25 protein-coding genes are annotated in these 26,622 nt (G+C 55.2%); 14 read left to right on the forward strand and 11 right to left on the reverse strand.

Features of this window, described 5'->3' with window-relative positions:
• The 9 genes from CLV88_RS20925 to CLV88_RS20965 all read left to right on the forward strand — a co-directional run.
• On the forward strand, positions 1-404 hold a 404-nt coding region (locus CLV88_RS20925; RefSeq protein ID WP_279338371.1), incomplete at its 5' end, for a FlgD immunoglobulin-like domain containing protein.
• 147 nt (positions 405-551) lie between these two features.
• Entirely contained in the window at positions 552-1,424 is an 873-nt protein-coding gene (locus CLV88_RS20930; RefSeq protein ID WP_165798969.1) for a phosphotransferase, read from the forward strand.
• A gap of 125 nt (positions 1,425-1,549) precedes the next feature.
• Positions 1,550-2,236, forward strand: a complete 687-nt coding sequence (locus CLV88_RS20935) for a GntR family transcriptional regulator (RefSeq protein ID WP_106610359.1) — start codon at positions 1,550-1,552, stop codon at positions 2,234-2,236.
• Between the two features lie 92 nt (positions 2,237-2,328).
• A complete protein-coding gene (locus tag CLV88_RS20940; protein WP_106610360.1) occupies positions 2,329-3,717 on the forward strand; it encodes an aspartate aminotransferase family protein in 1,389 nt (462 codons plus the stop codon).
• Positions 3,718-3,910: 193 nt separating this feature from the next.
• On the forward strand, positions 3,911-5,041 hold the full coding sequence (locus tag CLV88_RS20945; RefSeq protein WP_106610361.1) for an ABC transporter ATP-binding protein: 1,131 nt from the start codon (positions 3,911-3,913) through the stop codon (positions 5,039-5,041).
• An 87-nt stretch (positions 5,042-5,128) separates the two neighbouring features.
• On the forward strand, positions 5,129-6,217 hold the full coding sequence (locus CLV88_RS20950; protein WP_106610362.1) for an extracellular solute-binding protein: 1,089 nt from the start codon (positions 5,129-5,131) through the stop codon (positions 6,215-6,217).
• Between the two features lie 95 nt (positions 6,218-6,312).
• Positions 6,313-7,587, forward strand: coding sequence for an ABC transporter permease (locus CLV88_RS20955; protein WP_106610363.1), 1,275 nt, complete (start codon positions 6,313-6,315; stop codon positions 7,585-7,587).
• Positions 7,588-7,592: 5 nt separating this feature from the next.
• The gene (locus tag CLV88_RS20960; RefSeq protein ID WP_106610364.1) at positions 7,593-8,804 is read left to right on the forward strand and encodes an ABC transporter permease; all 1,212 of its coding nucleotides are present in this window, start codon (positions 7,593-7,595) and stop codon (positions 8,802-8,804) included.
• Between the two features lie 146 nt (positions 8,805-8,950).
• Entirely contained in the window at positions 8,951-9,511 is a 561-nt protein-coding gene (locus tag CLV88_RS20965; RefSeq protein WP_207797117.1) for a L,D-transpeptidase, read from the forward strand.
• A 4-nt stretch (positions 9,512-9,515) separates the two neighbouring features.
• Here the strand turns inward: CLV88_RS20965 and CLV88_RS20970 are convergent, their stop codons facing one another.
• Together CLV88_RS20970 and CLV88_RS20975 are read right to left on the reverse strand one after the other, a co-directional pair.
• Positions 9,516-10,775 (reverse strand): lytic murein transglycosylase, encoded by a 1,260-nt coding sequence (locus CLV88_RS20970; RefSeq protein ID WP_106610365.1) that lies wholly within the window; start codon positions 10,773-10,775, stop codon positions 9,516-9,518.
• An 86-nt stretch (positions 10,776-10,861) separates the two neighbouring features.
• Positions 10,862-11,554, reverse strand: a complete 693-nt coding sequence (locus CLV88_RS20975; protein ID WP_106610366.1) for a helix-turn-helix transcriptional regulator — start codon at positions 11,552-11,554, stop codon at positions 10,862-10,864.
• Positions 11,555-11,639: 85 nt separating this feature from the next.
• On the opposite strand from CLV88_RS20975, the gene CLV88_RS20980 reads away from it, so the two are divergent.
• Positions 11,640-12,389: a glutathione S-transferase family protein gene (locus tag CLV88_RS20980; protein ID WP_106610367.1), complete on the forward strand. Its 750-nt coding sequence runs from the start codon at positions 11,640-11,642 to the stop codon at positions 12,387-12,389.
• Here the strand turns inward: CLV88_RS20980 and rnr are convergent.
• The 3 genes from rnr to dapE are packed head-to-tail and all read right to left on the reverse strand — an operon-like array spanning position 12,358 to position 16,370.
• Positions 12,358-14,613 (reverse strand): ribonuclease R, encoded by a 2,256-nt coding sequence (gene rnr, locus CLV88_RS20985; protein WP_106610368.1) that lies wholly within the window; start codon positions 14,611-14,613, stop codon positions 12,358-12,360. The two genes, CLV88_RS20980 and rnr, sit on opposite strands and share 32 nt — an antisense overlap.
• A gap of 31 nt (positions 14,614-14,644) precedes the next feature.
• Positions 14,645-15,196: a TIGR04282 family arsenosugar biosynthesis glycosyltransferase gene (locus CLV88_RS20990; protein ID WP_106610408.1), complete on the reverse strand. Its 552-nt coding sequence runs from the start codon at positions 15,194-15,196 to the stop codon at positions 14,645-14,647.
• Positions 15,197-15,224: 28 nt separating this feature from the next.
• Complete coding sequence (gene dapE, locus CLV88_RS20995; protein WP_106610369.1) at positions 15,225-16,370, reverse strand: succinyl-diaminopimelate desuccinylase; 1,146 nt, start codon at positions 16,368-16,370, stop codon at positions 15,225-15,227.
• A 309-nt stretch (positions 16,371-16,679) separates the two neighbouring features.
• Between dapE and CLV88_RS21000 the strand changes: the two genes are divergently transcribed.
• Both CLV88_RS21000 and CLV88_RS21005 read left to right on the forward strand, forming a co-directional pair.
• Positions 16,680-18,239 carry a Hint domain-containing protein gene (locus tag CLV88_RS21000; protein ID WP_243403753.1) on the forward strand — a complete coding sequence of 520 codons (1,560 nt, stop codon included), beginning with the start codon at positions 16,680-16,682 and terminating at the stop codon, positions 18,237-18,239.
• A 36-nt stretch (positions 18,240-18,275) separates the two neighbouring features.
• Entirely contained in the window at positions 18,276-19,373 is a 1,098-nt protein-coding gene (locus tag CLV88_RS21005; protein WP_106610371.1) for a Hint domain-containing protein, read from the forward strand.
• Between the two features lie 2 nt (positions 19,374-19,375).
• On the opposite strand, the gene CLV88_RS21010 is transcribed toward CLV88_RS21005, so the two are convergent.
• Entirely contained in the window at positions 19,376-19,738 is a 363-nt protein-coding gene (locus CLV88_RS21010) for a hypothetical protein (protein WP_106610372.1), read from the reverse strand.
• Between the two features lie 200 nt (positions 19,739-19,938).
• Here CLV88_RS21010 and CLV88_RS21015 point away from each other — a divergent pair, with 200 nt between their 5' ends.
• Positions 19,939-21,522 (forward strand): choice-of-anchor L domain-containing protein, encoded by a 1,584-nt coding sequence (locus CLV88_RS21015; RefSeq protein ID WP_106610373.1) that lies wholly within the window; start codon positions 19,939-19,941, stop codon positions 21,520-21,522.
• Between the two features lie 56 nt (positions 21,523-21,578).
• Here the strand turns inward: CLV88_RS21015 and dapD are convergent, their stop codons facing one another.
• Positions 21,579-22,406, reverse strand: coding sequence for a 2,3,4,5-tetrahydropyridine-2,6-dicarboxylate N-succinyltransferase (dapD, locus tag CLV88_RS21020; protein WP_106610374.1), 828 nt, complete (start codon positions 22,404-22,406; stop codon positions 21,579-21,581).
• Positions 22,407-22,584: 178 nt separating this feature from the next.
• On the opposite strand from dapD, the gene CLV88_RS21025 reads away from it, so the two are divergent.
• On the forward strand, positions 22,585-23,418 hold the full coding sequence (locus CLV88_RS21025) for an LOG family protein (protein WP_106610375.1): 834 nt from the start codon (positions 22,585-22,587) through the stop codon (positions 23,416-23,418).
• 49 nt (positions 23,419-23,467) lie between these two features.
• On the opposite strand, the gene CLV88_RS21030 is transcribed toward CLV88_RS21025, so the two are convergent.
• The 4 genes from CLV88_RS21030 to CLV88_RS21045 all read right to left on the reverse strand — a co-directional run bounded on the left by CLV88_RS21030 (position 23,468) and on the right by CLV88_RS21045 (position 26,527).
• Entirely contained in the window at positions 23,468-23,677 is a 210-nt protein-coding gene (locus tag CLV88_RS21030) for a hypothetical protein (protein WP_106610376.1), read from the reverse strand.
• 103 nt (positions 23,678-23,780) lie between these two features.
• Complete coding sequence (locus CLV88_RS21035) at positions 23,781-24,164, reverse strand: phage holin family protein (protein WP_106610377.1); 384 nt, start codon at positions 24,162-24,164, stop codon at positions 23,781-23,783.
• Positions 24,165-24,238: 74 nt separating this feature from the next.
• The gene (gene rlmN / locus CLV88_RS21040) at positions 24,239-25,432 is read right to left on the reverse strand and encodes a dual-specificity RNA methyltransferase RlmN (protein WP_106610378.1); all 1,194 of its coding nucleotides are present in this window, start codon (positions 25,430-25,432) and stop codon (positions 24,239-24,241) included.
• 87 nt (positions 25,433-25,519) lie between these two features.
• Positions 25,520-26,527: a Hint domain-containing protein gene (locus CLV88_RS21045; RefSeq protein ID WP_165798970.1), complete on the reverse strand. Its 1,008-nt coding sequence runs from the start codon at positions 26,525-26,527 to the stop codon at positions 25,520-25,522.
• Positions 26,528-26,622 lie beyond the last annotated feature (95 nt).

Consider the following 26,622-nt stretch of genomic DNA (forward strand, 5'->3'; position numbering starts at 1 on the left):
CGAATATCGAAAGGGCCAAAGTGGACGACTTTTACGCCGCCCGCGACGGCACAACGCCGACGCTACCGTGGACGAGTATTGCTCCGCCGTTCACAATCGCCGATCAAGCGGACCTAGTCGTGTTGGATGCCAATGGAATTGAAGTCCAACGCTACGCAATCGGTGTCGAAGCAGAAGAACTGTCTTGGCAAGGTACGACTGACGCCGGAGGGACATTCCCAGATGGATTGTACGAATTTCAAGTTGAAAGCTTCGCCAATGGCCAAAGCCTTGGGATAGCCCAAGCGCATGTTTATACACACGTAAACGAAGTCCAAAGTAGCCCATATGGCACGTCTCTTATCGGCCCCGGGGGCGTCGAGGTTCTATCCTCACATGTCATTTCCTTGCGTACTCCAGAGTAGAAAAAGTGACTTAATACGACTTTCCATTTGTTCCAAAAGAGTAACGATAACCAGAAGGATCAGGGCGCAAACCTCTGGTGTTTCGGTCTTTGCTTGCCTATGGCCATTGGCTCAACTAGCGTCGCGGCGCCTGAATTGGAAAGCGCCATGGCCTACTCTTTTCCTACCACACCACCTGAAGACTTAAGAATTGCGGTCGAAGCGCAGTGTTTGCTGCACAAACAAACTGAATGGCGTCTCCTTACCGGGGGACGCACAAACATTTCTTGGCTCGTCAACGAGAATTCGGATGCATTGGTTGTGAAGCTCTATTGTCGGTCAACCCTAAACCCGCTTTTCCCAAATGATGCATTTGCCGAGGCTAGCCTTTTGCATCATTTGTCGCCTGATGGCTTGGCCCCTCGATTCGTCGAAACACTTCAAACCGCGCACGGGACATGTAATGTTTATTCATACATCCCAGGTCAAATTTGGTTGACCGGTACAAAACGTGTTGCCGATTTAATGCATTGTCTTCACCATACCGATGCACCATCCGGATTACGTTCCACCGCAAATGGCAGTGCTGAGTTAACTCTGGAAACCTATCGCATTCTCAGCCTTTGCACACACACTAAAGGCGTCGCCGATCTCGAACCTTCTAATGTTGTGCCTAAATCCGAAAAGCTGTCTTTGCTTCACAACGATATCGTTCCCGCAAATCTGATATGCAGCAACAACATGCTACACTTAATTGACTGGCAATGCCCGTCTCAGGGGGATGCATGTTTGGATCTGGCGGTCTTCCTGTCGCCGGCAATGCAGCTGATTTATCGAGGGTCCCCGCTCACCTCTCAAGAGGTGTCAGAATTCTTACAAGCCTACGGTGATCCGGACGTTGTTACTCGATATCTTAACCTGGCGCCCCATTTCCATTGGCGCATGGCAGCCTATTGTCTATGGCAGATGGAACAAGGCCAGAGCGACTATGAAGAAGGCTTGAAATTGGAGGTGCAGGCCCTGCGTCGCGCTCAAAGCTAAGAAGTATGGACTTCTAGACAGGCCTCCATCCCAAAAGAACTATTTGATCATATTAATTTGGCATAGCATACTATATTCGCATTGCCCGAAAGCATCTCTTTTCGCGGCTATACAGGACTTGGATAATGCCTGAAAAATCGAACGCCACAGCCCAAGTCAGCAGCGAGTCCTGTGAAATCCGGCGGCGGCCCGCTCACCTTCAGGCCTACCTAAAGCTACGAACAAGCATTTTATATGGCGATCTCACACCAGGTGAGGCCGTCACCATCCAAGGCCTCGTCCAGAACACAGGCGCAGGCATAACCCCCGTTCGAGAAGCCATTCGCAGACTAACAAGCGAGGGCGCGCTCGAATTCCTTGGCAACCGAAGAGTTGTAGTGCCAACCCTTTCAATTGAGACCGTAAACGAACTGACTTTCCTGCGCGAAACGATTGAGCCAAAACTTGCATCTCTTGCTGCAAATGACCCTAATCCTGAGAAAATTGAATGGCTAAATGCACTCGATTTCAACCTGGACACAGCGATACAACGAGGAGACATTCCGGCCTATCTTCGCTACAATCACGCCTTCCACGAAACACTATACGCGATGGCAAAGTCTCCAATGCTGAACCACGTCGCCAACACGCTTTGGCTACGGTTTGGTCCTTCGATGCGCATCGTCTGCGGCCGCCTTGGAACTCAGAACTTGGCAGACAATCACAAGAGTGCACTTGCAGGGTTAAGATCGCGTGACGCAACAGCCACAGCCAACGCCATTCGCCAAGACGTTTTGCAGGGTATGGACCAATTGCGCGCAGCGCTTCTTTGATTAGCCCAGCTTGCTAGACAGATTGACAGCGCATAATTTGATCATATTCTGAAACCGTCCACTCCGCCCATTTCACCAAAACGGGAAATGCCATGACGATGATCACCAATCACATGCCCACATCTGAACTTCAGGCTCTGGACTGTGCGCATCACATGCATCCGTTTTCAAATCAGCATGAACTGTCGGAGCGCGGTGCACGCATAATAACGCGCGCTAAAGGCGTCACTTTGACCGACAGCGACGGGAACGAAATACTCGATGCGATGGCTGGATTGTGGTGCGTCAACATTGGTTACGGGCGCGATGAATTGGCCGATGTAGCTGCACGCCAAATGCGCGAACTCCCGTATTATAACACATTCTTCATGACCACTCATGTGCCAGCTATCGCATTGTCAGCCAAACTGGCGGAACTGGCGCCAGGTGACCTCAACCATGTGTTCTTTGCCGGTTCAGGCTCAGAGGCGAACGACACGAATATACGAATGGTACGGCACTATTGGTCGGCCAAGGGTAAGCCGAACAAATCCGTCATCATTTCACGAAAAAACGCCTATCACGGCTCGACTCTTGGCGGCGCCAGCCTCGGGGGTATGGTCCCAATGCACCAGCAGGGTGGCCTACCGATCCCAGACGTCTACCATATTGGCCAACCCAACTGGTGGACTGAAGGTGGTGATATGTCGCCCAATGAGTTTGGCCTGTCGCGCGCCCAAGGATTGGAACACGCCATTTTGGAACTTGGTGAGGATCGCGTAGCTGCGTTTATTGCAGAGCCGATTCAAGGGGCCGGCGGTGTCATCCTACCGCCAGAAAGCTATTTTCCGGAAATTCAGCGCATTTGTGACAAGTACGACATCCTATTGATCGCAGATGAAGTGATTTGCGGTTTTGGTCGCACCGGCAATTGGTTTGGCTCACAAACGGTTGGATGGACACCGCACATCATGACTATCGCAAAGGGGCTGAGTTCTGGTTACGCACCAATTGGTGGGTCAATTGTATGTGACGAAGTTGCCAATGTTGTTGGCTCTACAGAATTCAACCATGGCTACACTTATTCAGGCCATCCCGTTGCGTCAGCGGTAGCGCTAGAGAACCTCCGCATTATGGAAGAGGAAAATGTCATCGGCCATGTACAAGACGTTGCGGGGCCACATCTGAAACAAAAATGGGAAGCTCTTTCAGATCACCCACTTGTCGGCGAGGCCAAGATCGTCGGTATGATGGGGTCTATCGCGTTGACGCCCGACAAATCTACTCGCGCACCTTTTGCAGCAACTGCTGGTACCGTCGGCCTGATTTGTCGAGAGTTTTGCTTCGCAAACAATCTCGTCATGCGCCATGTTGGTGACCGGATGATAATCGCGCCACCCTTGGTGATTCAGCCTGATGAAATTGACGTTCTCGTCAACCGCGCACGGCGCGCACTGGATCAAACGTTGCTTGAGATCAAGGCAACTGGAATTTTCTGCTAGTATTTTTGGCGGAACCAAACACAGCCAAGACATCGTCAGGAAACCTCTCAAACGCCTTAGTTTGTGCCGGTTTTGGCAAAGATGCGTCGTTTTGTAACCCAAAGGCGACCCCTACGAACGTAAGGTAAAGCCTATGCTGTGGTGTTGCCTATACCCACCCGGGTATGCTTACATTTGCAAATAAGCGCAAATAATGCGCGAAGAAAACGGGGAGCCGGTTTTGGCCGATGCTAATGCAAACGACGTGTTCGTCGAATTCGAACGCGTGCAGAAAAGCTATGATGGCGAAAATCTCGTCGTCAAAGATCTCAACCTGACAATGCCAAAAGGCGAGTTTCTGACAATGCTGGGTCCGTCCGGTTCAGGCAAGACGACCTGCCTGATGATGCTGGCTGGCTTTGAAACAGCTACCCACGGAGATATCCGTTTAGGCGGCACGTCGATCAACAATATCCCACCGCACAAGCGTGGGATCGGAATGGTATTTCAGAACTACGCGCTGTTCCCGCACATGACGATCGCTGAAAACCTCAGCTTTCCGCTCGAAGTGCGAAAAATGGGCAAATCTGAACGCGAACAAAAGGTCAAAAACGCGCTCGACATGGTCGAGATGGGCGCATTTGGCGGTCGCCGCCCTGCACAACTTTCTGGCGGACAGCAGCAACGAATTGCTCTGGCCCGCGCGCTGGTGTTTGAACCCGAACTTGTCCTCATGGACGAACCGCTGGGCGCGCTCGATAAGCAGCTGCGGGAAAAAATGCAGTTCGAGATCACGAATCTTGCGCACAACCTCGGTATCACCACGGTTTACGTGACCCACGACCAGACCGAAGCGCTTACGATGTCCGATCGGGTTGCCGTATTCGACGACGGTCGCATTCAGCAACTTGATCCACCAGACACACTTTATGAACAGCCAAAGAACAGCTTCGTGGCTCAATTCATAGGAGAAAACAATACGCTCGAAGGTGTGGTCAAAGAGATCAACAATGGTATCGCTCTGGTGCAACTGGACGATGGTGAATTGATCGACTGTATGCCGGTGCACGACTCGGTCATCCCCGGTGCGCGTACCCGTGTGTCTATCCGCCCGGAACGCGTTGAGTACAACAAAGAGCGCCTTCAAGAAGGCGTCCACACGCTAAAGGCGGAAGTGATGGAGTTCATCTACATGGGCGACATTTTCCGCACACGTTTGAACGTCGCTGGAAATGACGAGTTCATCATCAAAACTCGGAACGCACCTGACGTCGAACGCCTCAAGCCAGGTCAACAGATCGAAATCGGCTGGTTGCCCGAAGATTGTCGCGCACTGGACGCCTGACAAGGGACATTGTCGGCGCTCGTACGCACATCGAACCGGGCGCTAGACCCGGAACAACAATAAATTTCAACAAGGAGAATACCAATCATGAAAACCAAACTCACCGCGCTAGCCGTGACCACGGCACTGGTTGCGCCAGCGGCGATTGCCGAGGAAATGACAATCGTATCTTGGGGTGGTGCATACTCCAAATCGCAGAAAAACGCATACCACGACCCCTATTCCGAAAAGACCGGCGTCACCATCATCAACGATGACAGCTCGGCCGAAGCCGTTGCCAAGCTGCGCGCCATGAATGAAGCGGGCAACGTTACCTGGGACGTTGTTGACGTGGTTGCAGCAGACGCAATCCGTCTCTGCGACGAAGGTCTGGCAATGGAAATCGATCCTGACACAATGCTGGCCGCTGCGCCCGACGGGACTTCGGCAGCCGATGATTTCGGCGACCTTCTGGTTTCCGAGTGCTTTATCCCTCAAATCGTTTATTCGACTACCTTTGGGTATCGCACCGACTTGGTGGGTGACACAGCACCAACTGATATCTGCGCCGTCTTCGACACTGATGCGTATCCTGGTAAACGCTCGCTCGAAAAGCGCCCGATCAATAACATGGAATGGGCTCTGCTGTGTGACGGTGTTGCAAAGGGCGACGTGTACGACGTTCTCGGCACACCCGAAGGTCAGGATCAGGCGCTTGCTAAGCTCGACACCATCAAAGACGACGTGATTTGGTGGTCGGCCGGTGCTGACACGCCTCAGCTGCTGGCTGATGGCGAAGTGATCATGGGATCCACCTATAACGGTCGCCTTTTCTCGGTCATCGAAGAACAGAAACAGCCCGTTGCCATGCTCTGGGACGCACAGGTGTTTGACCTTGACGGTTGGATCATCCCTGCCGGTCTGAGTGAAGAGCGCCAGAAGCGTGCGCTGGACTACATCATGTTCGCAACCGACACCCAGCGCTTGGCGGATCAGGCCAAGTGGATCTCTTACGGTCCTGCACGTGCCTCGTCGGCGCCGTTGGTTGGCAAACACGCAGAACTGGGTATCGAAATGGCACCACACATGCCAACCGACCCGGAAAACGCAAAGAACACGTTCCTCTACAACTACGAGTTCTGGGCTGACTACCGCGACGACATAGACGCCAAATTCCAGGCGTGGCTGGCCAAGTAATCCAACTTTCGGATAGCGGAAAGGGCCAGGCTTGGCCCTTTCCACCCCACACCCTCTGAGCACACGGCTCACAATAAAAGATCAACGGGGACCAAATGACAGACGCATCCAAACCAGACGGGCCTATGTTGGCCGCCGATGGCACGCCACTCAAAAAAAGCCTTGCCCGTGCCCTCCGACTGCAAAAGATGCGTGCGCTGGCGCTCATTGCACCTCTGCTAATCTTTGTCCTTGTCTCCTTCATTATTCCCATCGGCTCAATGTTGTTTCGTTCCGTCGAAAACAGCATGGTTTCGGAAACCATCCCGCTGACCGTGGCTGAGCTACAAAACTGGGATGCTCAATCCGGCGAATTACCCAACGAAACAGTTTATGCGGCATTTGTTTCGGACATGGTTGTCGCAATCGAGGCCAAAAGGCACACGCGCCTTGGCAGCCGCCTCAATTACGAGCAAACCGGCATGTCGTCGCTGTTTCGCAAATCGGGCCGCCAGATCAGGCGGCTTGATCCGGCTACAGATGGTCCTTTCAAGGAACAGCTGATCGACATCGACAAGAAGTGGGGCGAAATCGGAACATGGGCAACGATCAAAACCCATTCGGTTGATATTACAAATGGCTACTTTCTGAACGCTATCGACATGCAGCGCACACCCGATGGCGCCATGTCGCAACCCGAAGACAAGCGCATCCTGATCAAGCTGTTCCAGCGCACGCTTATCATGTCAATGATCATCACCGTATCCTGCATCGTGCTGGGCTATCCGGTCGCGTGGATTCTGGCAAACTTGCCAATGCGGCAGGCCAATGTCCTGATGATTCTCGTACTTCTGCCATTTTGGACATCGCTCTTGGTACGCACGTCCGCGTGGAAAGTGATGCTGCAACAACAGGGCGTGATCAACGAGGTGCTGGTCTGGGTTGGGCTGGTCGCTGACGATGCGCGCCTTGTGATGATCAACAACCAGTTTGGCACGGTTGTGGCAATGACCCACATCCTGCTGCCTTTTATGATCCTGCCCATGTACTCGGTGATGCAAACCATCCAGCCAACGTATTTGCGTGCCGCTAAGTCCATGGGTGCAACCAACTGGACAGCTTTCTGGCGGGTCTACTTTCCGCTCTCGGTGCCAGGTATCGGTGCGGGTTCGATCCTCGTATTCATTCTGTCCATTGGCTACTACATCACCCCCGAAATCGTCGGCGGCACCAAAGGTGTCTTTATCTCTAACCGAATTGCTTACCACATCTCCAGCTCACTCAACTGGGGCCTCGCGGCCGCACTGGGCACGATCCTGCTGGCTGTCGTGCTGGTCCTCTATTGGGCCTATGACAAGATTGTAGGCATCGACAATGTGAAACTGGGATAACGATCATGGCGGCTCTTACACCTATCTCTCGCAAGCCCCTCTCGCTTGTAATCCCATGCATCGCGGCGGCGGGCGGCTTTCTTGGTCTGTTTGTCGGCACTGCCAACGGATCAGGGTTCCTTGGCATCTTGATCGGTGCCGCTCTCGTTGCGGCAATGGGGTGGTTCTTCATCACCGTGCTCAAAAATGAAAACCTGTCCAAATGGATATCTATCGCCGTCGTTGCCGTGCTCGGCTTCTACTTTGGCGGCATTCCCGGACTCATCCTTGGGGTGATATTTGGCAAACTCTTTCACTGGTTCACCTATTGGCTCTACGAGGGCCGGTATCGCGCGCGTCTTTTGCCATATCTGACCCCGGGCCAGGTGCTCTGGCACTACGGATTCCGCGTGATCTGTGGTGCAATATTTGTCTTCCTGATCACTCCGATCTTGGTCGTCATGCCGCTCAGTTTTAACGCTCAGGATTTCTTCACATTCACCCCGGAAATGCTCAGATTTGATCCCGCAGGCTACTCGCTCAAGCATTATCAGGATTTCTTCACCAACAACGAATGGCAGCGGTCGTTCAAGAACTCGCTGATCATTGCGCCAATCGCGACAGTTATCTCGGTCAGCTTGGGAACCCTCGCCGCCATCGGCCTGTCTCAGTCCCACGTACCGGGGCGCCGCGCGATCATGGCGATCATGATCTCTCCGATGATCGTACCGCTTATCATCTCGGCCACCGGCATGTTCTTCTTCTACTCGGACATCGGCAACTGGTTGGAGGGCACGCTAGGCCTGCCCAAAACGTTTGTTGGCTACATCAAGGTTGTGCTGGCACATGCCGTGCTTGGCATTCCGTTTGTGATCATCACTGTCACTGCAACGCTGGTTGGCTTTGACCGCTCGCTCACGCGTGCAGCCGCCAACATGGGCGCAGACCCGGTTACAACTTTCTTCCGGGTGCAAATGCCTCTGATCCTGCCGGGCGTAATCTCCGGTGGCCTCTTCGCCTTTATCACGTCCTTTGACGAGGTTGTCGTAGTGCTCTTTGTTGGGTCGGCCAGCCAGAAAACGCTACCTTGGCAGATGTTCACCGGCCTGCGCGAACAGATCAGCCCCACCATCCTCGCTGTGGCGACAATCCTTGTGGTGATCTCCATCGCGCTCCTGACGACAGTCGAACTGCTCCGCCGCCGCTCCGAGCGCTTGCGCGGGTTGTCACCAGGATAACGAGATCAGATATTGCGATCTTACGGGCGCCAGTGGGCGCCCGTTTTGCTGTGACCGATATCAAACATGTGATCAGCGTCATACTACCAACCCTTTTCAGATGGCCCAATCCCATGTCATGCTAGGTTCAGAGCAGGAGACGAGCCATGAAACGACGCCATTTTATCGCCACCGCCGCCGCCACTCTGGCAACGCCACAGATCCTGAACGCGGCGCAGAACGATTCCTTCGAACTGATGGAACACCTTCGCCCCAAAGAGGTGCGGGTGCAAAAGAAGCTCGGCTTTGAACCCGGTCAAATCGTCGTGACGACGCAAGCGTACTATCTGTACCACATGCAGGACGAGCGTAACGCGATCCGTTACGGCGTAGCCGTCGGCAAAGAAGGTCTCAACTTTTCAGGCGACGCCGTGATCCAACGCAAGGTCGAATGGCCAAGCTGGACCCCGACCAAGGAAATGATCGAACGTAACCCCGGATACGCCCGATTTGCGGATGGTATGCCCGGTGGACCGAACAACCCGCTCGGATCGCGCGCCCTGTACCTTTACCAGGACAATCGCGACACGCTATTTCGAATTCACGGCACAAATGTTCCCAAATCCATCGGCACACCATCGTCAAATGGCTGCATCCGAATGCTAAACGCCCATGTCGAGCATCTCTACAACGTGATCCCTTTGGGCACCAAAGTCACCGTGATTTAGATACTCACGACCGCAACAGTTTCAGAATGCTCAACGATGCGTATCCGTCTGGGATCATGCCCTTTGACTTCTGAAACTGGCGCACGGCATCGATCGTTAGAGGCCCGATTTTGCCGTCTATCTTTTTGGTATCAAACCCTTGCGCAGTCAGCAGCTCTTGCAGCTCGATCCGCTCATTATAGGTCAACGCGCGATCCTCTCGTGGCCACTCGGCTTGAAACTTGTCGCCGCCCATGATCCGGTCGCCCAAATGACCAACGCCAATCACATAGGCATCCGCCGTGTTGTACTTCTCCAATACCTCAAAGTTGTCAAAAATCAGGAACGCGGCCCCCTTGGCACCAGCCGGTACGAGCACCGACGCTTTCCCATGATTGGGCACCGCCTGACCGTCCATTGCAAAAACACCCAGTTGCGCCCATGCGCTTGGCATTTTTTGGCTGTCACGCCGCGCCTGCGTGTAATCAAACCCATCCGGCAACGTGACCTCAACACCCCAAGGCTGCCCTTTGGTCCAACCAAACGCCTTCAGATAGGCCGCCGTCGACGCCAAGGCATCACGTGGATCATTTGACCAGATATCGCGCTTGCCATCGCCTGTGAAATCCTCTGCATATTCCAGATACGATGTTGGCATGAATTGCGTATGACCCATCGCCCCGGCCCAGCTGCCTGTCATCGCCTTTGGCCCCACATCGCCACTTTGCAGAATAGTCAGCGCAGCCGTCAGCTGCTCTTCAAAAAATGCGGCCCGCCTGCCGTCATAGGCCAACGTCGCCAAAGACGAGATTACGGAGTTAGACCCACGAAACGTGCCATATGCGCTTTCAAGCCCCCAGATCGCCACGATCACCTGCTGGTCTACACCATAAGCGCGCTCAATTTTTTCAAGGTTGTCGCTTTGGCCATGCAAAGCCGCCCGCCCGTTACTCACACGCAGGTCCGACGTGGCGCTGTCCAGATAGTCCCAGATCGTCTTGGTGAATTCAGACTGATTGCGATCTCGTTGGATCACCTTTGCATCGAATTTTGCGCCATCAAAGGCGCTATCAAAAACACTCGGCCTTATCCCAGAGGCAATCGCCCGTGCTCGATACTCCACAATCCATTCTTCAAAAGTGTCCTTTTTGACAGCTACCGTAGCTTTCGCCACTGGGCGCGGCACAGGACGTAAAGAGGTGTCGGGGCTGCTCGCCTCAACAGATACAGCCGTCAAAATTGCACCAATAGCTGCCCATCGCGTGGTCAAACCCGGAATACTCATAATGCGCCTCTTGCTCGTTTTGAGATCAGCCTAAAGCGATTCCGCTAGCCGGGAAAGTGTTGCGCCGCCCCCAAGCCGACTACCGCCTATCTCGGATTTTCCGCCTTCAGCCGCGTCTGAAATTCGCGCAGCATCGGCACCCGGCGCGGGCGAAACGATCCGCCGGTGTGCTCCATGTCCGACATGCGATCCAACCTGAATACACGGTAATCGCGCCGCAAATGGCAATAGGCCATCAGACAATGACTTGCCTGCATGAACACAATCGAAAGCGGGTCGACCTCGCGCACCGTCTTGCGCCCCTCCACATCCGCATAGGCAAATCGCACCGTCGCTTCGTCCCATGTCGCCTGCCTCAATGCCCCTGCATCCATGCCCGGCGCAGGTGGCCGATTGAACCGCACCGCCGTCAGCACCGCATGTCTCAGCCGATGCGCCTGTGCCTCTGGCAGGCGCGCTTTCAACTTATTTAGTGCCGATTGCGCCGCCTCTGCCAACGCTGGATCACCCACCTCCATCACCTCGCGCAAGCCGACAACCAGCGCCTCTATCTCCTCGGGAACAAAGCCCAATGGCGGCAAAGTTGCATCTTCAATCAACGTAAAGCCAAACCCGGCCTCGCCGTCAATAACCGCGCCCAAAGCTCGCAAACTATCAATGTCGCGATAGATCGTGCGCACCGACACACCCGTCTCATCCGCAAGCGCTTGGGCGGTTGCTGGTGGTGGCAGGTTTCGCAATGCCTGCATCAAGTGAAACAATCGATCGGTTCTAGCCATGATCACATCATACTGCACCCTACTGACAGAAACTGACAAGAGCCTCTGTTAGATCGACAACAGCATCACATGTAGGAGACAAAACATGCTCACCCTTCTCACTTTCCCCGGCGACGCAACCAGTCCCACCCACTCGCCGTTCTGCCTCAAGGCCATGTGCCTGTTGGAAATGGCTGGTCAGGACTGGCAACCGGAGCTGGTTCAGGATCTCGCCATTCTACCTTTGGGCCGCGCACCGGTATTGCGCGCTGGTGATCGCCTGATCCCCGACAGCCATCATATTCAGGGTTATCTCGAGGCACTGGGTGCAGATTTCTATCCCGGTGTCAGCGACCAGGACCGGGCCATCGCTCACGCTCTGATCCGCATGACCGAGGAAAACCTGCGCACCGGGCTAGTCTATTCTCGCTGGCTTGACCCACAAATCTGGCCAATCATGCGTGAAGCCTTTTTTGCCGATGTCCCCGCCCCTGCGCGCGCTGATGTGGCCAACGGTGTCCAAGAGCACGTGCGCGCTGGCCTTATGGCACATGGCATTGCCCAATTTGACCCCGCCGACCGGTTGCATCGTTTGGTCAAGGATGTCGACGCGATTGAGCTAACGCTTGGCCGTGGTCCGTTCCTGTTCGGAGATCTGCCCACTGCCGCTGATGCCGCCATCGCACCGGTTCTCGACATGCTGATGACCTTGCCGGTCGAAACAGATATCAAAAGAGCCGTCGCGTCGCGCCACACCCTGACAGCATATGTCAGCAGAGTGCGCGCCGCGATCTACCCATCAATGCAAAAGTTCTCAACAGCTACTAACGCCGTTGCCGAGACACTTTCCGCTTAACTTTATCAGCCTTGCGCTTGGCCTTTGTGGCCTTGCGCCGCACTGGGCGGCCACGACCCCGGCCGCCCGACCCGCGCTTGACCGGCTCGCCATCCAGCGAGATCAGCTCAAGCGCGACACCTCCAGTTACCGGCGCCGCTTCGGCCAGGCGCGCCGTAACCCGTTGCCCCAGACCAATCACCAACCCGGTGTCAGACCCGATCAGCGTATTTGAGTCGTGGTCAAACTGGAAATATTCACTCCCGAGCTCGCGCATCGGGATCAACCCATCCGCGCCAGTTTCATCCAACTTCACAAAGACACCAAACCGCGCAATCCCGCTGATCCGCCCGGTGAATTCATCCCCGATCCGTTCAGACAAATAGGCCGCCAAATATCGATCCGACGTATCGCGCTCAGCCAACATTGAACGCCGTTCAGTTTCGGAAATATGCTTAGCCGTGCCTTCCAAAGTCTCAACTTCCTCGGGCGACAATCCGTCCTCGCCCCACCCATGCGCCGTGATCAACGCGCGGTGCACGATCAGGTCGGCGTAACGGCGAATTGGCGACGTAAAATGCGCATAAGACATCAACGCCAGACCAAAATGCCCGAAATTGGACGGGCTGTAATAGGCCTGCGTCATCGACCGCAACGTCGACAGGTTGATCAACTCCGCCTCATCCGTTCCGGCGGCCGCTTTTAACAGCGCATTCAGATGCCGCGTCTGCAACACCTGCCCCTTCGCCAAAGTTAACCCTGCCGACGAAGCGGTTTCCCGCAGCGCATCCAGCTTTTCCGGGCTTGGCTCTTCGTGCACGCGGAACAACAACGGCGACTTAGCAGCAATCAGAGTTTCAGCGGCACAAACATTGGCCAACACCATGAATTCTTCGATCAACCGGTGCGCATCATGTCGGTCGCGAAACGCCACCGAATCCACTTCGCCTTCATCGGTCAACACAATCTTGCGCTCCGGCAAGTCCAGCTCAAGCGGTTGTCGAGCAGCCCGCGCCTTGGTCAAAGCCTCGTAAGCGGCGTAAAGCGGAGAGATCACTTCGTCCATAAGCGGTTCGCAGCGCGCACTTGGCTGGCCATCATGCGCGGCCTGCACCTCGCCATAGTTGAGCGACGCAACGGACCGGATCATCGCCCGCACAAACCGATGCCCGATCTTTTCACCTTTGTCTGTCACCTGAATACGCAAGGCCAATACCGCACGCGGAACGCCTTCGTGCAGCGAGCACAAATCGCCAGACAACCGGTCAGGCAGCATCGGCACCACGCGGTCAGGGAAATAGCTGGAGTTGCCGCGCTTGCGCGCTTCGCGATCCAACGCCGCGCCAGGGCGGACATATTCCGCCACATCCGCGATCGCGACCCAAACCACATGCCCGCCCGTGTTCTTAGGGTCGTCATCGGAATGCGCCCAACATGCATCGTCATGGTCCCGCGCATCCGCCGGGTCGATGGTGACAAACGGCATATCGCGCAAATCTTCGCGCGCACCCAAGGGCGCCGGCTTGGCCTTGTCAGCTTCTTCAATCACATCGTCAGGAAACCTGTCAGGTATTCCATGTTGGTGAATTGCGATCAATGACACCGCCTTTGGCGCGCTCGGATCACCAAGACGGGCCACAATCTTGGCCCGCGGCAGTCCCAGCCGCCCTTTGGGGCCAGATTGTTCCGCCTCAACCAATTCACCATCCTTGGCACCACCAGAATGGTCGCTCAAAACCTGCCATTCTTTGCCGTCGCCTTTGTCGATGGGCAGAATGCGGCCGCCCTCGTGCGTCTGGCGATAAACACCCAATACGCGGCGCGGGTTGGTGCCGATGCGACGGATCAGACGCGCTTCATAGGCATGCTCTTCACCGTTGATTTCTGTGAGACGTCCAAGAATACGATCTCCTTGACCCAGCGCGGGGTCACTGGCGCGTGTGATCACCAGAACCCGCGGCTCCTCGCCCTCACCGTGCCACTCCAACGGACGCGCAAACAGATCACCGTCGTCGTCAGGCCCGGTGATCTGCAACACCGCCACCGGTGCCAACTTGTCCGGATCACGATAGGTTTTCTTACGCTTTTGCAGATGCCCTTCGGCCTCGAGCTCACGCAGCACGCGCTTAAGATCAATACGGGCAGCACCCTTGATGCCAAAGGCACGGGCAATGTCACGTTTCGTTGTCTGGGTCGGGTTCTCGGAAATCCATTCAAGAATTTCCTCTTTGGTGGGTATACGCATGTTCAGGCCCTAACACGGGCCTTTCCATGCCTCAAGGCAAGTCGGCCACTGTGTCCACATCCTGCAGAGTCGCCACCTGCGCAATGCGATGCCCCGGTACGGTTGCCTTACTGTCCGCCAACGCATGTTCGCTGGACCAGCGAACCCCTTCAAACAAGGTTGGCGGCACGCTCGCTGTGCGTTTTAGACCGACCAGCCAATACCCGCCATCCGGTGCAGGCCCAAACACCGTGTCATGATCGCCCAGCGCCGCAAACGCCTCGGCAATATGATGCCGCTCAATCCCCGGAATGTCTGCACCAATCACGCAAACCGGCCCGGGCGGCGACTGCCTCAGCATCCGCCTCATTCGATCGCCCAGATCGCCACGCCCTTGCGGACGTTTAGCCAAATCCTTGGGCCAAACTCGCGAAATCATCCCGTCGCGATCCTGCGCTACGGCCAACACGATATCCCAGCGCGGATCACGCATTCGCCGCAACAACGCCTGCGTCTGATGGCGAAACCAACGCGCTGCAGGAACCATGCCGATATCACGCCCCAACCGTGTCTTTACCCGGCCTGGACGCGGCTCCTTGACCATCACAACCAACCGCTTTCTGCGGGTAAACTCAGGCGAAATAGTCACGCAAAATCCGGGAATAGATCGCTTTCAACTGGTGAATTTGCGCCACTGGTACGTTCTCGTCAACTTGGTGCATCGTCTTGCCAACCAGCCCAAATTCCACCACCGGACAGTGATTTTTCACAAACCGCGCATCCGACGTGCCCCCGGTGGTGCTCATCTCAGGCACATGCCCGGTTTCCGCCTCAACACTTGTGGCTATCAGGGCCGACAGCGCGCCGGGGGGCGTGATAAAACTCTCACCAGATATCTTGACGTTCATACCAATTTCAATTCCGGTCTCCTCGGCAACTTGATCTGCCAACCCCTGCATCCAGTCTGTTAACGACGCACCGGAATGTGCATCATTGAACCGGATATTCACTGTCGAGCGGCACTCAGCCGGGATAACATTGGTCGCCGGGTTGCCGGTATCCATTGTCACCACAGCCACGGTTGATGCGTCAAAATGTTCTGTGCCTTCGTCCAGCACCTCGCGTGACATGCGATCCATCAACCGCGCCATTGCGGGCACCGGATTCTTAGCGCGGTGAAGGTAAGCCGAATGGCCCTGAACGCCCGTAAACGTGAACCACGCAGACATCGAACCGCGGCGCCCGATCTTCATCATTTCACCCATCTCGTTCGGACAGGTTGGTTCGCCCACCAGACAAACCGACATCCGCTCATCCGCCTTGTCCATATAGTCCAACAATGCGGTGGTGCCGTCCAGCGCGTCACCCTCCTCATCGCCGGTAATTGTCAGGATCACCGCTCCGTCAGGCGGTGTGTCAGTCACAAAATCCACCGCAGCCGCCGCAAACGCCGCAACACCCGACTTCATGTCCGTCGCGCCGCGCCCAAACATGATGCCATCACGCACTTCTGCGCCAAACGGATCAGCCGTCCATGCTGCTATGTCCCCGACTGGCACGACGTCTGTATGCCCGTTAAAGCCAAATGTGAGGGCATGGCCACGGTCGCCCCACCGCGCAAACAAGTTGGCCACACCACCGCGATCAACGCGGGTGCATTCAAATCCGGCATCTCCCAGAACCTGCTCTAACAGAACCAGTGCACCACCCTCCTCGGGTGTTACAGATGGGCAGCGGATCAGGTCAGCAGTCAGTTTTTCTGGATCTAGGCCGGACATGTCAGACAATTTCCCCGTGTCTCATTTCGCGTTTGCGCCGTTTTCGCACAGGGTGATCATGCGGGAAAGCCACAATTATACCCAATTTAGGTCATCATTCACACTAAACCCCTTAACACGAACGATTTATTGGTGTTACTTGGTCCTCAATAACAAGACCGAGGCAGGTCACACAGCAGTTAGGCCACAAATTCGGGCCCATCCATATCACAGTCGCCATTGGGCGATTGCGATTACGACGACGTAAGCGTCCGACAACCACGTCGGCGACGCTGTAGTGCCTGCCCCAGTTCAAGGGGTGAATATGGTATGCCCAGAGTACCTGTAAGTATCAATGCCAGTGCCGAAGCAATGGCGAACGAGATTTTTGGCGACGGTGTACAGGTAGAATCCGCTACTTATGTCGGTGCCAATGGATCATCGGGCATATTTCGAAATGGCGACTCTGTATCACCTGACGCAACCCCCAGCGACCGGGGCGTTATCCTCTCTACAGGGAACGCGCGTGACTTTTCCAATCGCAATGGCGGGTTTAACCAATCGAGCGGCACATCCGCCAATACATCGGGCGAGGATAACAATCCGGAGTTCAATGCCATTGCTGGTACAAATACATTTGATGCGTCGTACCTGACCGTCGAATTCATCCCCACCGGCGACACGATGACCATGCAGTTTGTGTTTGCATCCGAGGAGTACCCAGAATTCACAAACTCCGTTTATCAAGATTTTGTTTCGGTCAATATTAACGGAAACGAAGTACCTTTGACTGTCGGCAATGGTGAAGTTGACCCCAACAACATCAATGATGGTCAAAACGAGAGCCTCTTTGTCGACAATACCGGTGGTGCATACAATACCGAAATGGACGGCTTCACACTGACGATGACACTGACCATCCCGGTCAACGACGGCGTATTGAATATAATCCGTTTCGCTATCGCCGATGTGTCCGACAGCAGCTATGACTCCAGCCTGCTGATCGCCTCTGGCTCCGTACAAACCACACTGATTGCCAATACAGATACAGTCAATATAGCGCCAGATGGCGAACAGACTGTCGACCTGCTCGCCAATGACACGGGAACCGGTAGCCTCACGATTACGCATATCAACGGCCAACCGGCTGTAGTCGGCGTTCCGATCGTGCTGGCTAACGGGCAATCCATCACCCTCAACGCTGATGGAACAGTGTTCATCGAGGCTGACGGCGACGAAGAAACCGTCAATTTCACTTATACAATCGCAGACGGTTCCGGGAACACGGATGTTGGCTTTGTCACCCTAAATCAGGCGCCCTGTTTTGTGTCCGGCACGCTAATGCGCACGCCAAATGGCGAGGTACCCATCGAATACCTTGAGCCCGGCGATCTGGTCGAAACGCTCGACAATGGCCCGCAACCCATCCGCTGGTCCGGTCAACGCCGCGTGCGCGCCGAGGGCAAGCTCGCCCCGATCCGCATTACCGACGGTGCGTTTGGCGACCACCGCAGCCTTTTGCTGTCCCCTCTGCACCGCGTGCTGATCAACAATGCCTGGGCACAGCTCCTGTTCGGACAAGACGAAGTTCTTATGGCCGCGCGAGACCTAGTGAACGATCACTCGGTAATCCGGGAACCGGGCGGTTGGGTAACTTATCACCACATCTTGTTTGATACCCACCAGATCGTGTTTTCCGAAAATCTGACAACCGAGAGTTTTCTCCCCGGCCCTCAAACAGCCGAAGCATTCGAGGCAGAGATTGTTGAGGAAATTTGCTCGATCTTCCCCGAGCTAGACCCGCACACAGGCTGCGGATATGGCCGCATGGCCCGCATGGGTGTCAAATCATTCGAGGCTACGGCCTACAGCGCATTAGCAGCGGCTTGAGGGATAGGACGGCATGATGCGCAACGGGCACCCGACATGAGCTGGATCAGCCTTTCAGATCGCACCCGCGCGCATTTCCGTGCCGACGGGCTTGTGCGTATCGGTCAACCGCTTTCAAACATGCGTATCAACATGCATCAGCCAATGAGGCGCGGTAGCCTTCTGCTAGAAACACAGGTGTCCCCGTATGACCGCCCGCAATTGTTGGTCGGTTATCGCGCCGCACATTCCGGTGGAACGGAACTGACACTTCAAGCCTTGCCAGGTGGCGGCATTGTACTTGTCATCAGTCGCGGCAAGGAAACGTTTCACACCGTGGTCAATCTGGACACAGGCGGGCGCATCGATACCCTACGCATAACATACAGCTGGGATGCGAACGCACGGCGTGGACGTCTCTCGGTTGAATGTCCCGGCAAGGCGCCGATAACAATCCGCAATTTTGAAAACCCGTTGCCGCTCACCCTTGCGGACATTCAGGAAATGACCTGCGATCGCGACCGATGTGTTTTCGCCAATGATGTCGCGTTTCTCGCAGCCTCTGATCGGATCGAACCCGTTGGCCCCATGCCCACACTGGAACCAACTGTTCCGGTCATGACCGACACCGGCTATCGCCCGATCTCGGACATAAAACGCGGTGACGTTGTCCTGACACTCGACGGCAGCCTTGTGCCCGTCCTCGCCAATTTACGCCGAACAGTCCCCGCCGCAGGCCTGTTCGCTCCCGTCAAACTGCGCGCGCCCTACTTTGGCCTGACACAGGATATCTTTGCAGCCCCTGCCCAACAGCTCGTTATAGGCGGCTCGCGTGTAGAATATCTGTTTGGTGCAGAGCATGTTCTGGTGCCTTCCGGAAACCTCTTGAATGGCAACGCCGCGTCTCTGCGCAAGGGGCGACTGTTGGTCACGTATTGCCAACTGATGTTGCCCGATCACGAGGCGATCTTATGCGCGGGCACTTATGCTGAAACGCTCAATGTTGGACGTATTCGGCGGAAGAACGATCTGCGCCGGGCCAGCCTGTTCTGCACGATGCCACGCAATGCATTGCCCGAGCATTCCCTGACGGCTTTTCCGGTTTTGCGCGAATTTGATGCCTTAACGCTCGCGGCACAGCGCGCTGCCGCCTGATATCATTGCTCGGTCAAGTCGCCGTCGCTTTCCTCACCGTGAAAGAACGGTGTCAGTTGGGCTACAACCACCGAGTTCTCTGAAAGCGCGCGATCCATCAGTACACGCTCATCATCGTTGATCTCATGCCCCTGCGCCTCGCGCTCCTCAATTGTGCCATAGCCTGTTACATCCAGCGGGTTCAAATCCGCCTGTTTTAGAATGGCGACTGTTTCACGCACGGCTTCGGCCTCGTCCACGCCGCTCGCATAAATCATTAACGCGCCGCCCGTTGCATTCTTAGGCAGGCCGTCACCGTCCTTACGACCGACTTGAACGAGCAACGTATAAACCTGTTGGCGGGATTTTTTCTTGGGCTTTTCCATGGCCCCAGCCCTTAGCCCGCAGGCCCGCCCAAGGTCAACCAAAGCCGCCCTTTAACCGGCCAATTTGTGTCGAATCCTACTTAAAAACGGACTTGGCGAATACCGAATGAAAAGACTCTCCCACTAGTCCTGTGTGTCGACATACGCTGTGCAACGGAACCCACCTTGCCGCGTTAGTGACTAGTTTAAGGGATAGGGCCATGCCTACAGCGTCTGAGCTGCCAATTGACACATCCGCCAGCGCCATGGACATGGCGAACTCAATGTTCGGATCCGGCATATCAATCGAATCCGCGTCCTACACCGGGGCCAACGCCGCATCGGGCATATACAGCGACGGTGACGCTGTCGCGCCGGGGGTGACGCCATCGGACACGGGTGTCATTCTGTCAACCGGTAGGGCAACGTCCATCACCAACAGTTCTGGGGATGCGAACACTTCCTCTGGAACGTCAAGCAACAATAGAACAGCGGGCGATAGCGATCTAGATGACCTGTCGGGCGTAAAAACATACGACGCCGCTGTTTTTGAGGCCGAATTTGTTCCAGACGGCTCCACCCTAACCATGCAGGTTGTGTTCTCGTCCGAGGAATATCTCGAGTATGTCAATTCGGGTTTCAATGACGCCGTCGGCATTTGGGTGAATGGTGAACAGGCTGAACTCACTGTTGGGGATGGCGACATCACCATCAACAATATCAATGATCAGTACAACGAAAATCTCTATATCGACAATCCGGCCAACGCCGAGGTTGCCAATACCGAGATGGACGGCTTCACAATTACCCTGACACTAAAGGCACCGGTGGTGCCGGGCCAAACCAACACGATTAAGATTGCCATCGCCGATGGTGGCGATCGCGTCTACGATTCCAATCTGATGATTGCGGGTGACTCGGTGCAAACCGCTTTGGTCGCGCAAGACGACGATATCGAGGTCGAAGCCGAAGGCACCGGAACTTTCGACATCCTTGCCAATGATTCCAGCCAGGCAGGCGGGACACTTACAATCACGGCCATCAATGGCGAACCGGTCGTGGCCGGTTCCTCGGTGATGTTGCCAACCGGTGAAATCATTACTCTGAATGACGACGGCACCATTTCGGTCGAAACCGACGAAGATACCGGCACAAATATCTTCACTTACGAGGTCGAAGACGAGGACGGTAATACCGATATTGGCTACGTCAATCTGGAAACATCGCCGGGTGTAGCCTGTTTTGTTGCCGGAACTCTGATTATTACTCAAACTGGGCTTGTTCCTGTGGAACAATTGGAACCGGGTCACAAAGTTATGACGCGCGACAATGGCTTTCAGCCTCTCAGATGGATTGGAATGGCAACTAAACTTGCAATAGGCAAAGATGCTCCCATCCAGTTTAACGCGGGCGCGCTAGGTCAACATGATAAGGTTGAGTTCTCTCCTAACCACCGTGTCCTTTACAAATCTCACCAAGCCACGCTGCTATTTGGCGAATCCGAGGTTTTGGTCAAGGCCAAGGATATGGTCAACGGCACCACAATTACGCGCCGCGAGGACGGATCGCCTGTTACCTACGTGCATATATTGTTCGACCGGCACGAGATTGTCCGCGCCAACGGGCTGGACAGCGAAAGCTATCATCCGGGCCGTGAAACTCTGGATAATTTCGACCCAGAAACCCGTGACGAAATTCTGCGCCTGATGCCGAACCTGGATGCTATGATGGGTTACGGCTATGGCCCCGCCGCCCGCGTATCTTTGCGTCAGTTCGAGGCGCGCGCCTTGCTGAGTGTCGCCTAAGGCAAAGGGCGCACCGGTTTCCCGACGCGCCCTTGGAAATCTCATGCGCTACAAGATCAGTCACGCAACAAATCGTTGATCCCGGTTTTTGAACGTGTGCGCTCGTCCACGCGCTTCACGATTACGGCGCAATACAGGTTGACCCCGTTTTTCGAAGGCATCGAGCCGGCGACAACCACCGAATAAGGCGGCACTTCGCCATACATGACCTCGCCGGTTTCACGGTCTACAATCTTGGTCGACTGACCTATGAACACACCCATCCCGAGAACCGAACCTTCGCGCACGATACAGCCTTCAACAACTTCTGAGCGTGCCCCGATAAAGCAGTTGTCTTCAATGATGGTTGGCCCAGCCTGCATTGGTTCCAGAACACCGCCAATGCCAACGCCGCCGGATAGGTGCACGTTCTTACCGATCTGTGCGCAGCTGCCGACTGTAGCCCAAGTGTCCACCATGGTGCCTTCGTCGACATAGGCGCCGAGGTTCACAAAAGACGGCATCAGCACAACACCTGGCGCGATAAACGCCGATTTGCGTACAACACAGTTGGGAACGGCACGAAAACCAGCGTCTTGCCAGTTTTTCTCACCCCAACCTTTGAACTTGCTGTCGACCTTGTCCCACCAGCCGCCGCCTTGCGGGCCGCCATCCTGAATTTCCATATCCTTGATGCGGAACCCAAGCAAAACGGCCTTTTTGGCCCATTGGTTCACATGCCAGTCGCCGCTCTCCTGCCTTTCCGCAACCCGAAGGCTCCCGGAATCCAGCGCATTCAGCGTGTCCTCGATGGCGTCGCGGGTTTCGCCGCGGGTCGCTGAAGTGATGGTATCGCGCGCGTCCCACGCGGCTTCGATAGCTTGTTCCAATTGGGCATTCGACATGTGTTTAGGCTCCGATCAAACTGGATTCGGGCTTTCATAAACACAACGCGCCCCGACGTCACCCACCCATTGCGACAGATTGGGCCAAATCCCCGCCTATCAGCACTCTCAAAGCTGTCACTGGCACATGCGCGGCAAAACCGCTACGCATAACGCTAAACAAGACAGGACCTGTCCAATGAAAGACGACCGCAAGCATCCCTTGTCCGACGCGCACAGCGACCGCACCGCCGCCCGACACGTCCCCGACACCCCACAAACCCGCTCTCCGGCGTATCGGCTGGCCTTTTCGGATGACGATTTTCTGTGCCGTCAGGAACTGCGCCCGGTGCGTTTGCAATTGGAACTGCTAAAACCCGAACTGATCCTGGACGAACACGGCATCGAAAGCACAATTGTGCTCTTTGGTGGCGCTCGTATTCCCGAACCCGCCAAGAAAGACACTGCACGCACAAAGACGCTGGCCGATTTGTCTCAGTTCTATGAAGAGGCCCGCGATTTTTCCCGCCTTATGACCGAGCGCAGCAATGGTCACGACAACGTCATTGTCTCAGGCGGTGGTCCCGGTGTGATGGAGGCCGCCAATCGCGGTGCGTTGGATGCGGGAGGCAAGTCCATCGGCCTGAATATCGTGTTGCCGCACGAACAGGCGCCTAATGAATACGTGACACCCGAGCTGTGCTTCAACTTCCACTATTTCGCGATCCGCAAGATGCATTTTCTGATGCGTGCCAATGCGATCTGCGTCTTTCCCGGTGGCTTTGGCACCATGGACGAAATGTTCGAGGCCCTTACCCTGGTGCAGACAGGCCGCATGGAATGCGTGCCTTTCGTCCTGTTTGGCCGGGCGTTTTGGGAAAAAATCATCAACTGGGATGCGCTGGCCGACGCCGGCACGATCTCCGAGGATGATCTCAAGCTGTTTCGCTTTGTCGACACCGCCGAAGAAGCCATCAACGTTATCGACACTTGGGGCGAATCCACGCGACGTGGAGAGATTCCAGGTCGCTAAACCATTTCACTTAAAACAACCCTTGGCGCTCAACGCGCCTTGGGTTCACTTAGTGAAACTGTGTCGGCAAAACACCCAGCTCAGTCCCCTGAGGTAGCTTGGTTACAACCTGTGCGCCCGCGACGTCCTTGATGCCATAGCCATATCCGGCCAGACGGAATTTCCATTCCCGTGCGCTCAAAGCCTTTGTGCGCTCGCGCTTCAAAAGATCCAGTACCGGTGCGTCGATCACTGCGCCGCCAATATCTGCATGTGCCATGTGTCAGTCCTCCTAATTGCTGTTTACAATTTGGAAACTGACTGTTGATCAGGGCCGAATTGGTGCTCGATTAAGGAAAGTTTTAGGCAAAACGCTAGATTGTTTATTTTTTGACCGGTTTCATCGACGTGAAAACGTATTTCGGCAAAACCACCCCGGCGATCAGAACCCCAATCCAAACCAGCAACGTCGCCGCCAAAAGATTGGCTGTACCACCAATCGTGAACCCGGCAACAAACGGCTGCGTGACCAGCAACCCAACAAAAATCGCGATCAAGGACAGCCCACCCAACAAAGACGGCATATTCTTTTCAGACACCTTGCGAATGATCGGGGTGATGATCATCAGGGCCACGGTAAAAATCACCGTCACAATGATCAGCGCCAAAGGCGCGATGCTGAACCCGTCCAGCAACAATGAAGCCAGCAATAAACCGATGGCATTCGCCAGCAAATGGGCTGCGGCAGAGACTACAAATTTTGGCATGACGTGCCTTTCCAAATAAATTTTGGAACGAGCTTAAACCGAGTCTTTGAACCTGTCACACTCTGTTTCAGCGTTCAGGCGCCGCCCATCCCTGCTTCGGCTTCAATCTGTTTTCGCGACTTGCGGGCCCGCTCGGTCGCGGACTTCAACTGACCACACGCCGCCATGATGTCTTCGCCGCGCGGTTTACGAATCGGGCTGGCATATCCGGCACGGTAGACAATCTCTGAAAATGCTTCGATCCGGTCCCAATCGCTGCGTTGATAAGGAGAGCCGGGCCATTCATTAAAGGGGATCAGGTTGATCTTGGCGGGAATGCCCGAAATCAGCTTAACCAACCGATGCGCATCCTCGTCGCTGTCATTCACACCTTTCAGCATCACATATTCAAACGTGATCCGCTCAGAATTGCTCACCTTGGGGTATTCCCGTAACGTGTTCAGCAACTCTTCGATGTTCCAGCGTTTGTTGATCGGCACCAGCTTGTCACGTACCTCGTCCGTGGTCGCATGGAACGAAACCGCCAGCATACAGCCAATCTCTTCGGCTGTTTTGGCAATCTCAGGGACAACTCCGCTGGTCGACAGCGTAATCCGGCGACGGCTTAGCGAAATACCCTCTCCATCCATCGCGATCTTCATCGCGTCACGCACATTTTCAAAGTTATACAGCGGCTCACCCATGCCCATCAAAACGATGTTGGACACCAAACGCGGACCACTATCGCCCGTGCTCACGCCCGGTTGTGGCCATTCGTCCAGATCGTCACGCGCTACCATCACTTGCCCGACGATTTCACCGGCGGTCAGGTTACGCACCAGCTTTTGCGTGCCAGTGTGGCAAAACGAGCAGGTCAACGTACAGCCAACCTGGCTTGAGACACACAACGTCCCCCGATCAGTTTCGGGGATATAAACCACCTCTACCTCATGCCCACCCGCGATCTTGACCAAATACTTGCGAGTTCCATCGCTACTGATCTGGCGGCTGACCACCTCGGGAATTTCAATGGAAAACGTCTCGTCCAGCTGCCCGCGGTAGGCTTTGGACAAATTGGTCATGGCATGGAAATCGCGCACGCCCCATTGGTACACCCACTGCCAGATCTGGTTGACCCGCATCTTGGACTGTTTTTCCGGCGTGCCATTCTCGATCAGAACCGCCCGCAACTTGTCACGAGTCAAACCAACGATGTTGATCTTGCCACCTTCGGGCAGCTTACGGGGAATTGTCATCACATCCTGCGTGACAGGGGCGCTGGCGGTCATAGGCTTGGGTCCGGGTTACGAGAAACAGACGGGTGCCATACACCATTTGCTCGCGAAAGCAAATTAATCAAGGCCACCCCGGCTGATTCAGGCCGCGGTCGAAGACGCCACTGCCAGCTTTGCTTCGTGACTTTTTAAACACCGCCGCGCTGTCTCACCATATGCCGCCAGATCAAGCAGGTCCGGGAACATACGCATCAACTCGTCCCGTGCCTCATGCTCAAACTGATCAATAGTCAATTCGCCGGGGTGGAAACTCTCGGTCTGCAATCCATCCGACAGAATGATCTGATGTTTGTCGAACAGGATGTGAAAATACTCTGGTTCCGGCACATAAGAGACCTGCTCGATGCCCTTCCACCCGACCAATTGCTTGGCAGGGATCAGCACTTCGCGCTCCTCAAACAGCACTTCAAAACTCGCATCCCGCATCCAGATTCTGTGGTTGGGCGACACATATAGATCACGCGCCGGCACACCGCGCCCCATGGATCCTTGGGGAATGCGGACAGGTGCGCTCTTTTCGAAACCAGCGCCGCGGGCATTGGCGCGATAGGATCCAATCCAACGGATTGGTGCAAATCCACCATCTCGCACGACAACCATGTCGCCCGGACGCAGATCTTCAACGGCCACTTCGCCGCGCTTTGTCGCAATCTTGGTCCCATGCAGGAAACACGGGATCGTGCCTTCATTCAGCCCCGCGCTCACCCAGTTGCCATTCTCGTCCAACTGTACCGATTGGTTCTGATTGTTTCCGGTCGAACCGATCTGATCAGATTGCATCCCATCAGCAGGGCCGCCCACGGCAGTCACAATAGAGTCAAAAGATACGAACTCGGTCACAACACCGTCCACAACCAAAGCAACCGCGCCGTCTTTGTGGACAGGAGCACTCAGCGAATAGACATCCTGCCCGAACTGCGTGTCCTGATAGTCACCGATACCATTGACTGATCGTATGGTGCCGGTGTTCTGATTATAGACCACGACCTGAATATTGGATGTATCCATTCCGGCAGGTACGGCAATTTCGATGAAATCCTGATTACCCGGCCCGCGATACTTGATCTCGGTAAATCTTGGTTCTGCCATGTGCTGCCTCCACGAAAACTGAGCCCGACCGGTTAATCCGGTCAGCTCCCCCATGGTGGCAATGTGGCTTAGTCAAACCCTGGCAGGGGCCCCTA

Source organism: Shimia abyssi (assembly GCF_003014475.1).
Taxonomy (GTDB): Bacteria; Pseudomonadota; Alphaproteobacteria; order Rhodobacterales; family Rhodobacteraceae; genus Shimia; species Shimia abyssi.

Bases quoted from the DNA above. Each gene is read 5' to 3' on its own strand.
- CLV88_RS21035 (WP_106610377.1), bottom strand. From the start codon at position 24,164: ATGCCAAAATTTGTAGTCTCTGCCGCAGCCCATTTGCTGGCGAATGCC.
- CLV88_RS20940 (WP_106610360.1), top strand. From the start codon at position 2,329: ATGACGATGATCACCAATCACATGCCCACATCTGAACTTCAGGCTCTG.
- CLV88_RS21010 (WP_106610372.1), bottom strand. From the start codon at position 19,738: ATGGAAAAGCCCAAGAAAAAATCCCGCCAACAGGTTTATACGTTGCTC.
- rlmN (WP_106610378.1), bottom strand. From the start codon at position 25,432: ATGACCGCCAGCGCCCCTGTCACGCAGGATGTGATGACAATTCCCCGT.
- rnr (WP_106610368.1), bottom strand. From the start codon at position 14,613: ATGCGTATACCCACCAAAGAGGAAATTCTTGAATGGATTTCCGAGAAC.
- CLV88_RS21045 (WP_165798970.1), bottom strand. From the start codon at position 26,527: ATGGCAGAACCAAGATTTACCGAGATCAAGTATCGCGGGCCGGGTAAT.
- dapE (WP_106610369.1), bottom strand. From the start codon at position 16,370: ATGTCCGGCCTAGATCCAGAAAAACTGACTGCTGACCTGATCCGCTGC.
- CLV88_RS20960 (WP_106610364.1), top strand. From the start codon at position 7,593: ATGGCGGCTCTTACACCTATCTCTCGCAAGCCCCTCTCGCTTGTAATC.
- CLV88_RS21030 (WP_106610376.1), bottom strand. From the start codon at position 23,677: ATGGCACATGCAGATATTGGCGGCGCAGTGATCGACGCACCGGTACTG.
- CLV88_RS20945 (WP_106610361.1), top strand. From the start codon at position 3,911: ATGCGCGAAGAAAACGGGGAGCCGGTTTTGGCCGATGCTAATGCAAAC.
- CLV88_RS21005 (WP_106610371.1), top strand. From the start codon at position 18,276: ATGAGCTGGATCAGCCTTTCAGATCGCACCCGCGCGCATTTCCGTGCC.
- CLV88_RS20935 (WP_106610359.1), top strand. From the start codon at position 1,550: ATGCCTGAAAAATCGAACGCCACAGCCCAAGTCAGCAGCGAGTCCTGT.
- CLV88_RS21025 (WP_106610375.1), top strand. From the start codon at position 22,585: ATGAAAGACGACCGCAAGCATCCCTTGTCCGACGCGCACAGCGACCGC.
- CLV88_RS20965 (WP_207797117.1), top strand. From the start codon at position 8,951: ATGAAACGACGCCATTTTATCGCCACCGCCGCCGCCACTCTGGCAACG.
- CLV88_RS20975 (WP_106610366.1), bottom strand. From the start codon at position 11,554: ATGGCTAGAACCGATCGATTGTTTCACTTGATGCAGGCATTGCGAAAC.
- CLV88_RS20980 (WP_106610367.1), top strand. From the start codon at position 11,640: ATGCTCACCCTTCTCACTTTCCCCGGCGACGCAACCAGTCCCACCCAC.
- CLV88_RS20990 (WP_106610408.1), bottom strand. From the start codon at position 15,196: ATGGTCAAGGAGCCGCGTCCAGGCCGGGTAAAGACACGGTTGGGGCGT.
- dapD (WP_106610374.1), bottom strand. From the start codon at position 22,406: ATGTCGAATGCCCAATTGGAACAAGCTATCGAAGCCGCGTGGGACGCG.
- CLV88_RS20950 (WP_106610362.1), top strand. From the start codon at position 5,129: ATGAAAACCAAACTCACCGCGCTAGCCGTGACCACGGCACTGGTTGCG.
- CLV88_RS21015 (WP_106610373.1), top strand. From the start codon at position 19,939: ATGCCTACAGCGTCTGAGCTGCCAATTGACACATCCGCCAGCGCCATG.
- CLV88_RS20955 (WP_106610363.1), top strand. From the start codon at position 6,313: ATGACAGACGCATCCAAACCAGACGGGCCTATGTTGGCCGCCGATGGC.
- CLV88_RS21000 (WP_243403753.1), top strand. From the start codon at position 16,680: ATGCCCAGAGTACCTGTAAGTATCAATGCCAGTGCCGAAGCAATGGCG.
- CLV88_RS20970 (WP_106610365.1), bottom strand. From the start codon at position 10,775: ATGAGTATTCCGGGTTTGACCACGCGATGGGCAGCTATTGGTGCAATT.
- CLV88_RS20930 (WP_165798969.1), top strand. From the start codon at position 552: ATGGCCTACTCTTTTCCTACCACACCACCTGAAGACTTAAGAATTGCG.